The organism is Nonomuraea sp. NPDC049784 (assembly GCF_040659615.1).
Taxonomy (GTDB): domain Bacteria; phylum Actinomycetota; class Actinomycetes; order Streptosporangiales; family Streptosporangiaceae; genus Nonomuraea.
On the sequence record NZ_JBFAMX010000480.1, the window covers coordinates 1 to 8,022 of the forward strand.

Below are 8,022 nucleotides of genomic sequence, written 5' to 3' on the forward strand. Positions count from 1 at the left end.
CCCGTACAAGATGAAGGGCAAGCTCGACGACTTCAAGGCCATCGAGACGCCTGACGACTCCACCATCGTCTTCCACCTGAAGAAGGCCTACGGCGAGCGGTGGGCACGGGGTCAGCGGCCGCTCCACCAACGACGGCGGCATCGTCATCGACGTGTCCAAGCTCGACGCCATCGAGGTGCTCGACCGGCCGGGCCGCCTGGTCAGGATCGGGCCCGGAGCCCGCTGGATGGACGTCGCCGCGGCCCTGCGGCCGTACGGGTGGGCGCTCAGCTCCGGCGACTACGGCGGCGTCGGCGTCGGCGGCCTGGCCACCGCCGGCGGCATCGGGTTCCTGGGGCGCGACCACGGGCTGACCATCGACCACCTGCGTGCCGTGGAGATGGTGCTCGCCGACGGCTCGGTGGTGCGGGCGAGCGAGGCGGAGAACGCCGACCTGTTCTGGGCGGTACGCGGCGCGGGAGCGAACTTCGGCATCGTCACGGCATTCGAGTTCCAGGTGGACGAGGTCGGCGACGTCGGGTGGGCGCAGCTCGTCATGGACGCCCGCGACACCACCACGTTCCTGGAGAGGTGGGGCGCGGTCCAGGAGGCGGCGCCGCGGGACCTCACCAGCTTCCTCATCGTGAGCCCGCCGCGGTCGGGACAGCCGGCGACGGCGATCGTGCTGGCCATGGTCAACGCGGGGGTGCCGGAGACCGTCATTGACAGGCTCCAGCCGCTCGCCGGGATCGCCCCGATGTACGACCAGCAGGTCGTGATCACCTCGTACGCCGACGTCATGGCGAACGCGTCACGCGAGGACCACAACGGCCAGGGCGACCCGACCACCCGATCAGGGCTGGCCGAGCACATCACCCCGGAGTTCGCCGCCGCCGCGGCGCGGCTGATCCACAGCGGCGCGGTGTACTTCTTCCAGATCCGCTCGGTCGGCGGCGCGGTGGCCGACGTCCCGGCGGACGCCACGGCCTACGCGCATCGCTCCGCGAACTTCTCCGTCGTCGCGTTCGGCGTGAACCGGCAGCGGATGGACAGGGAGTGGGCCCGGCTCGAGCCGTACCTCGATGGCCTCTACCTCAGCTTCGAGACCGACCAGCGCCCGGAGCGGCTGCGCGACGCGTTCCCGCCGCACACCCTGCGGCGCTTGGGCGAGCTGAAGGCGCGGTACGACCCGGACAACGTCTTCCGCGACAACTTCAACATTCGACCTGAGGAGGCATAGATGACTGACTACGGGCACGACCTGCTGTTCGGCACGTTCATCACCCCCACGGCACAGCCCGCCACGCACGCGGTCGAGCTCGCCGTGGTGGCCGACCACGCGGGCCTCGACCTGGTGATGTTCCAGGATCATCCGTACCAACCGAAGTTCCTCGACACCTGGACCCTGCTCTCCTACGTCGCCGCCCGCACCGAGCGCGTCCATCTGAGCGGCAACGTGCTCAACCTGCCGCTGCGCCCTCCCTCCGTGCTGGCTCGCAGCGCGGCCAGCCTGGACCTGCTCAGCGGTGGCCGCTTCGAGCTGGGCATCGGCGCGGGCGGCTTCTGGGACGCCATCGAGGCCATGGGCGGCCGGCGGCTGACCCCCGGCCAGGCCGTGAACGCGCTGGACGAGGCGATCCAGGTCATCCGCCAGATCTGGGCGGCCGGCCAGCCGGGCGGCGTTCACGTCAACGGTGAGTACTACCAGGTCGACGGCGCCAAGCGCGGCCCTGCCCCGGCGCACGACATCGGCATCTGGCTCGGCGCCTACAAGCCGAAGATGCTCAAGCTGACCGGCCGTGCCGCCGACGGCTGGCTCCCGTCGCTGTCTTACCTGCCGGGCGGCCCCGACGACCTCACCGAGGGCAACAAGCACATTGACGAGGCCGCGCTGTCGGCCGGTCGGGCACCCTCCGACGTGCGCCGTCTGCTGAACCTCTCCGGGCGTTTCAGCCAGTCGAGCCGTGGCCTTCTCGACGGGCCGCCGGACCAGTGGGCGGAGGAGCTCGCCGGGCTCGCCCTGGACCACGGTGTGAGCGCGTTCATCCTGATGGGGGACGAGCCGGCGGCGATCGAGCTGTTCGCGGCCGAGGTCGCCCCGGCGACCCGCGAACTCGTCGCCGCCGAGCGCGGAGACGCCGCGCACACAGGGACGTAGGCCCGCCTGATCGGGCGCCTGGCCTTCAGGCGCCCGCTGGGATGGCCGCCCGGATCAGACTCCGAAAGCGGCCGGGTAACGGATGGTGCCGGACGGCACGGGCCGGGCGGGGTCGAAGACGAGCGCCATCATGTACTTGTCCTCGACGTCGATGGGCGGCCGGATGGCGTGGCGCGAGGCCGGGGCGAAGCCGAAGCGCGGGTAGTACTCGGCGTGACCCAGCACAAGGACCAGGTTCTCGTCCTGCTGCCGGGCGGCGTCCAGGGCGGCGCGGATGACCGCCGAACCGGCGCCGCGCCTCTGGTGCTCGGGCCGTACGGCGCACGGGCCCAGGGTGAGCGCGGGGAAGCCGTCCACGTGGCAGCGCGTGAGCAGCGCGAACCCGGCGACGGCTCCGTCGGGCTGCCGCGCGATCCACGACAAGCCAGGCAGCCAGGCAGCCGGATCGGCGCGCAGCGCCTCGACCAGGTCGGCCTCGTGCGAGGTGGGGAAGGCGGCGAGGTTGACCTCCCGGATCTGGTCATGGTCGGCGTCGGTCTCGGGACGGGTGATCCAAGGGGTGGTCATGATGGTGCGGGAGTCCGTTTCTAGGGTCGTCGGCAGCTGGCCGGTCGGTGAGTGGCCCGGGTTCGGGCGATCGCTCCCGTTCACAGCTGGTTGTCCCGGAACTTGTAGGTGGCGCGGAGGTGGCTGGTGATGGATTTCTGCCGGTTGACACGCTCGTCGCGCAGCCGGGCTCGCTCTCGTGGGCGCAGTCGCCGAAGCGGCAGCTCTCCGCGAGCCGTTCGATCTCGGCGAAGACGTCGTCCAGTGCCGGCGTCCAGCCGTACCGGGACAGGTCGGCACCGGCGGAATCGATGAAGGAAGGTTTCAACGTGAGACACCTTGCGGGAAGGGACCCCGGCAGGACTCAGGCGTCACCCGTCCCGTGAGCCGGACGGCTCGTAACGGGAGGGCAGAAGTGGGTCAGACCGGAGCCCGGGACGTGAGGATGGTCCGGGCGCTGCACAGGGCAGCGGTCTTCACCGCGGTCATCAAACCTCACCTCCCTCTCATTCCGTATCCGACATCGATGATCGACACGGTAGCACTGATGTGGCCGACACGAAAACGGCGATGCCCTGAAAGACACCGCCATTGAATACGACTTGTGTGGAGCTATGGGGATTCGAACCCCAGACCTCCTCCATGCCATGGAGGCGCGCTACCAACTGCGCCATAGCCCCTTGTTGCCTGTACGAGTGTAGCCGACTTCGCGACCCTCGAAGCACACCTTAAAAACCCTGCATACGGAGAGTAAAGACTTGCTACTGTCCGTGCCGTGATCGGCTTCCACCCTGTACCCCTGACCTCGCGATGCGCCCGGATCCTCGATGAGCGCGAGCATGCCGTCATCGGCGTCAGCGCCCTCAACGGCTACTTCACCCCCCGGACCATAAGACATCTCCTCGAGTGGGCGACCCGGACGTTCGCGCGGTTCCACGTGCTCGTGCCCGGCGTCGAGCTGGCCGGGACGCTGGTCGCGAGGGGATGCCCGGCCACCAGGGCCGGGGCCAAGGCGAGGGCGGCCGCCAACAACACCCGCAACCGGGTTGTCCGCGCGCTCGACGCCCTCGACCCGCCGGACGCCACCGTGTTCGACTGGAACGAGCTGGCCCCCAACCCGGCCTACGGCGGGGCGCGAGCGGAGCTGGAGCGACTGTTCGCCACGCATCCGGCCTTCAGGCAGCACTGCATGGACGCGGTACGGCCCATCGTCGGCGTGCCGGAGCTCTCGCGCGAGCAGGCCGAGCAGGCCCTGCCCTTCCTCCTGGCCGAGCTGCCCCTCGTCATCGACACCCCATCGATCCTCGGCACTGGCTCGTCGGTGTTCTGCTATCCCCGGCCGATGCCCATGGTCGACCTGCTCTACGCGGGCATGCTCCCCGTCCACCCGGGGCCCACGCAGGGATTCGTGTCCACCGCATTGACACAGGCTGCCCAGCCTGCACAGTATCTAAGTAACGCTCTGTAAAGACACTGTCACATAAGGTGCCCTCATGGATGCACGTGCCCGGAATGCTGGACATGCGTTCGACACAAGCGACATGGACCACGACGGCTACCTCGATCATCGAGACATGATCGTGGTCGCCGCCGCCCTCTGCGAGCGGCTGGGGCTCTCCGAGCAGGGCAGCCGGCTGGTCAAGGACGCGTACGAGCAGGTCTGGCAGTACGCCGTCGACCACATCGGCACCGATGCCGACGGCCGCATCAGCAGGGAGTCCTACATCAACTACGCGCTGGCCCCGGAGCGCGACCGGACGGAGTTCGTGTCCAACGTGGTCTGGCCTATCACCGACGCCCTCTGGGACGCGCTCGACGCCGACGGTGACGAGAGGCTCGACCGGGCCGAATACCTGCGCCTGTGGGCGGCGTACGACGTGGCGGCAGAGGCGTCGCGGGAGTCGTTCGAGCGGCTGCGCGGCAACAGGGTCGCGCACGTGTCGAAGGCCGGGTTCGCCCGGGCGATGTACGACTACTACTACCGTTCCGCCACTGCCGCCCCCATACTCGGCGACAACTAGACCGGCTCGCGAGGCGGGTCAGCCCACCGAGCGAGCCTTGTCGACGAGCGTGACCAGCTCCGACACCATCGGGTCCTCCGACGCCGCCGCCAGCCGCGTGGCCTGCTCCCCGAGCGTGGGCAAGTCCATGCCGAACGCCTTGCGATCGCGCAGGTAGACCGCGAACGCGGCGACCACCACGTCCACCTGGAGCCGGACCGGGGCCTTGTCCCAGACCGACGGGGCCAGCTCGTCGGCCTGCAGCGCCTTGCTCGCCTCCGAGGCGTTCCGGGTGTCGGGGTCCTGCCAGCGTACGGTGGCCTGGGCCAGCTGCCCCTTGGCGCCCGGCTTGAGGCGCAGCGAGTAGAGGGCGGTGACCGAGTGACCGGGGCCGATCTCACCGCCGTCCCGGCTGTCGTCGCGGAACTCCTCCGTGGCCAGCGCGCGGTTCTCGTAGCCGATGAGCTGGTAAGTCTCCACCACCGACGGGTTGAAGACGACCTGCGCCTTGGCGTCGCGCGCCCGCAGCTCGATGTTCGCGGGGAGTTGCGTGGCGAAGATCTTGTCGGCCTCCTCCTGGCTGCTGACGTACACGGCCATGCCGTCGCCGTTGTCGGCGAGCTGCTCCATCAGCTCGTCGCCATAGTCGCGGCCGACCCCGACGGTGAGCAGCGTGACCTGCCTGCCGGCGTACTCCTTGGCCTGGCCGAGGATGGCCTGCCATTCGGTGCTGCCCTGGTTGGCCAGGCCGTCGGAGAGCAGGATGACCCGGTTCGTGGCGGCCGGGCGGAACGCCTTGGACGCCTCCTGGTAGCCGGTGACCAGCCCTGACTCGAGGTTCGTGCCACCATCGACGGTCAGCTCGTTCACCGCGTCGCGCAGCTCGTCCCTGGCGGTCAGCGGGGTCATCGACGCCAGCACCTCGGCCTCGTCGCTGAACGACACGATCGACACCTGGTCGCCGGGCGCGAGCTGGTCGAGCAGCTTGAGCAGGGCCGACTTGACGAGGTCGAGACGGCCGGGCTCGGCCATCGAGCCGGAGACGTCCACCACGAACGTGAGGTTGGCGGGCCGCCGCTCGGACGCCTCCGAGGCGCGCGTCTGCAGGCCGACGCGCAGAACTGCCTCGTCGCGTGACGGCAGCTTCGCGCCGTCGACGTGTACGGCGAACCCGTCGTCCTGCGGCTGTGCGTAGTCCTGCCGGAACGCGTTGACCCACTCCTCGGGGCGGATCTCGCCGGGCGCGGGCCAGCGGCCCTCCTGGAGGGTACGCCGGGCGTAGCCGTACGAGGCGGTGTCCACGTCCAGGGCGAACGTGGAGATCTGGGCCGTGGTCGTGTCCTGCTCGTCGCTCTGCTGAGTGGGGGCTTTGGACGGGCGTACGGGTTGTTGATTGGCGTTGGCCGGGACGGGAGCCCGCTCACCGCTCGTCGAGCCTCCTGAGCCGCCGCACGCGGCCAGGGCCAGCAGCGCAACAAGCCCGACACCCGCCGCTAAGGGACGAATTTTCATCGCAACCACCTCCATGCCGTACGACGGAAGTTGATCTGCGATAGCCGGGCCGGTGACGTAAGCGAGCGCAAACCGCGACCGAGACGTGATCGCTTGTGACACATGGGACAGTTGAGGTGCTGCTATCCGATGAGCTCGCGTGCCAGTGCCGCGTTCTCGACGTGTATGCGTACGGTGAGCAGCACCGCGTTGGCCGCGGTGAAGGCCAGTGCGGTGAGCCAAGCGGTGTGCACGAGCGGCAGCGCGAGGCCCTCGGCGACGACGGCCACGTAGTTGGGGTGCCGCAGCCACCGGTACGGCCCGCTGTGCACGAGCGGCAGTCCCGGCACCACGACGACCCGGGTGTTCCACTGCCTGCCCAGCGTGCCGACGCACCACCAGCGCAGTCCCTGGGCGAGGACGACCACCGCCAGCATCGGCCAGCCCAGCAGCGGAACGAAGGGGCGGCCCAGCAGCCACACCTCGGTGGGCGCCGCCGCCAGGAGCACGACGTGGGCGAGGACGATCCAGGGGAAGTGCCGCCTGCCGTATTCGACGCCGCCTCTGGACCTGGCCCAGGCCAGGTTGCGGCGGGCCACCACCAGCTCGGCCAGGCGCTCGAGCACGACCAGGCCGATGAGGACGAGGTACGCGCTCACCAGTGCAGGATCAGCAGCTCGGCGGAGAAGCCCGGACCCAGGGCGAGGAGCACGGCGGGCGCGCCCGGCCGGCCCCGCGTCTCCTGGAGCACGTGGAGCACCGAGACGGAAGAGAGATTGCCGTGCTCGCGCAGCGACCGCCAGGTCACCTCGAGCGCCTTCGGCGGCAGGCCGAGGGTCTGCGCGATCTTCTCGATGACCTTGGGGCCGCCGGGATGGCAGACCCAGGTGGCGACCTGCTCGGGGGTCAGGCCATAGTCGGCCAGGAACGCCTTGATGTCACCGGCCAGCACCTGCTCCACGAACCCGGTCAGGTCCGGATCCAGCACGATGCGGAAGCCGTGCTCCCCGACCTCCCAGCCCATGAGGTGCTCGGTGCCGGGATAGAGCCTGCTGCGAGTGGCGACGACCTCGGGTCCCTCGCCGCGCCCGGTCGCGACGACGGCCGCCGCGCCGTCCCCGAACAGGCCGCTGGCCACCAGGTTCGCGATCGAGGTATCGTCCCGCTGGATCGTCAGCGAGCACAGCTCCACGCACACCAGCACCGCGACGTGGTCGGGCCAGCCGCGCAGGTAGTCGTGCAGGCGCGACAGTCCCGAGGCGCCCGCCGCGCAGCCCAGGCCGAACACGGGCACCCGCTTGACGTCCGGCCGCAGCCCCACCCGCTGGGCCAGCCTGGCATCCAGGGACGGCGTCGCGATGCCGGTGGTCGAGCAGAGCAGCAGATGATCGACTTTCTCGGGGCGGATGCCGGCCTTTCGCAGCGCGCCTCTCAGGGCCTGCTCACCAAGCTCGAGAGCGATTTCGAGGTACATGTCGTTCGCGCGCTCGAAGGAGTCGAGCTTGGCGTAGTCGGCCAGCGGGAGCGCGAGATTGCGGCCCTCCACCCCGGTCGCCGCGTGGAAACGTCGCAGCAGGTCCTCATCGCAAGAAGTCAGCCGGGAGAACGCCTCGGTGATCTCCGCCTGCGTGTAACGGTGATCGGGCAAAACGCTCTGTACTCCCGATATATGCATATATCTCTCCTGCCGCTGAGAGGCCGCGGCTAACATCGGCCTATCGGCGCACGAGCCTCCAGAGCGAGGTCACCTCGGCGGCACGGGCGGCGTGCAGCGGGTCCTGCTCGTCCTTCGGCCGGTTGTGCCGGGGCGGCACATCCAGGCGCCCGGCCACGCGCAGGCCCGCCCG

Annotated in this window: 8 protein-coding genes and 1 tRNA gene; 4 read left to right on the plus strand and 5 right to left on the minus strand. The window is 69.7% G+C overall.

Annotation, left to right across the window (positions count from 1 at the left end; all coding sequences use genetic code 11):
- Positions 1-152 precede the first annotated feature (152 nt).
- Positions 153-1,220 (plus strand): FAD-binding protein, encoded by a 1,068-nt coding sequence (locus AB0J09_RS48620; RefSeq protein WP_360707489.1) that lies wholly within the window; start codon positions 153-155, stop codon positions 1,218-1,220.
- Entirely contained in the window at positions 1,221-2,138 is a 918-nt protein-coding gene (locus tag AB0J09_RS48625) for an LLM class flavin-dependent oxidoreductase (protein WP_360707492.1), read from the plus strand.
- A 54-nt stretch (positions 2,139-2,192) separates the two neighbouring features.
- On the opposite strand, the gene AB0J09_RS48630 is transcribed toward AB0J09_RS48625, so the two are convergent.
- A complete protein-coding gene (locus AB0J09_RS48630; protein ID WP_360707495.1) occupies positions 2,193-2,705 on the minus strand; it encodes an N-acetyltransferase in 513 nt (170 codons plus the stop codon).
- 586 nt (positions 2,706-3,291) lie between these two features.
- A tRNA-Ala gene (locus AB0J09_RS48635) sits at positions 3,292-3,364 on the minus strand.
- 95 nt (positions 3,365-3,459) lie between these two features.
- On the opposite strand from AB0J09_RS48635, the gene AB0J09_RS48640 reads away from it, so the two are divergent.
- Both AB0J09_RS48640 and AB0J09_RS48645 read left to right on the plus strand, forming a co-directional pair.
- The gene (locus AB0J09_RS48640; protein WP_360707497.1) at positions 3,460-4,152 is read left to right on the plus strand and encodes a tRNA-dependent cyclodipeptide synthase; all 693 of its coding nucleotides are present in this window, start codon (positions 3,460-3,462) and stop codon (positions 4,150-4,152) included.
- 25 nt (positions 4,153-4,177) lie between these two features.
- Positions 4,178-4,705, plus strand: a complete 528-nt coding sequence (locus AB0J09_RS48645) for a hypothetical protein (RefSeq protein WP_360707501.1) — start codon at positions 4,178-4,180, stop codon at positions 4,703-4,705.
- A gap of 18 nt (positions 4,706-4,723) precedes the next feature.
- On the opposite strand, the gene AB0J09_RS48650 is transcribed toward AB0J09_RS48645, so the two are convergent.
- The 3 genes from AB0J09_RS48650 to AB0J09_RS48660 form a co-directional block, all read right to left on the minus strand.
- On the minus strand, positions 4,724-6,196 hold the full coding sequence (locus AB0J09_RS48650; RefSeq protein WP_360707504.1) for a von Willebrand factor type A domain-containing protein: 1,473 nt from the start codon (positions 6,194-6,196) through the stop codon (positions 4,724-4,726).
- A gap of 122 nt (positions 6,197-6,318) precedes the next feature.
- On the minus strand, positions 6,319-6,834 hold the full coding sequence (locus AB0J09_RS48655) for an isoprenylcysteine carboxylmethyltransferase family protein (RefSeq protein WP_360707507.1): 516 nt from the start codon (positions 6,832-6,834) through the stop codon (positions 6,319-6,321).
- Entirely contained in the window at positions 6,831-7,886 is a 1,056-nt protein-coding gene (locus AB0J09_RS48660) for a 3-oxoacyl-[acyl-carrier-protein] synthase III C-terminal domain-containing protein (protein WP_360707509.1), read from the minus strand. The genes AB0J09_RS48655 and AB0J09_RS48660 overlap by 4 nt, the downstream gene beginning before the upstream one ends.
- Positions 7,887-8,022: the final 136 nt, after the last annotated feature.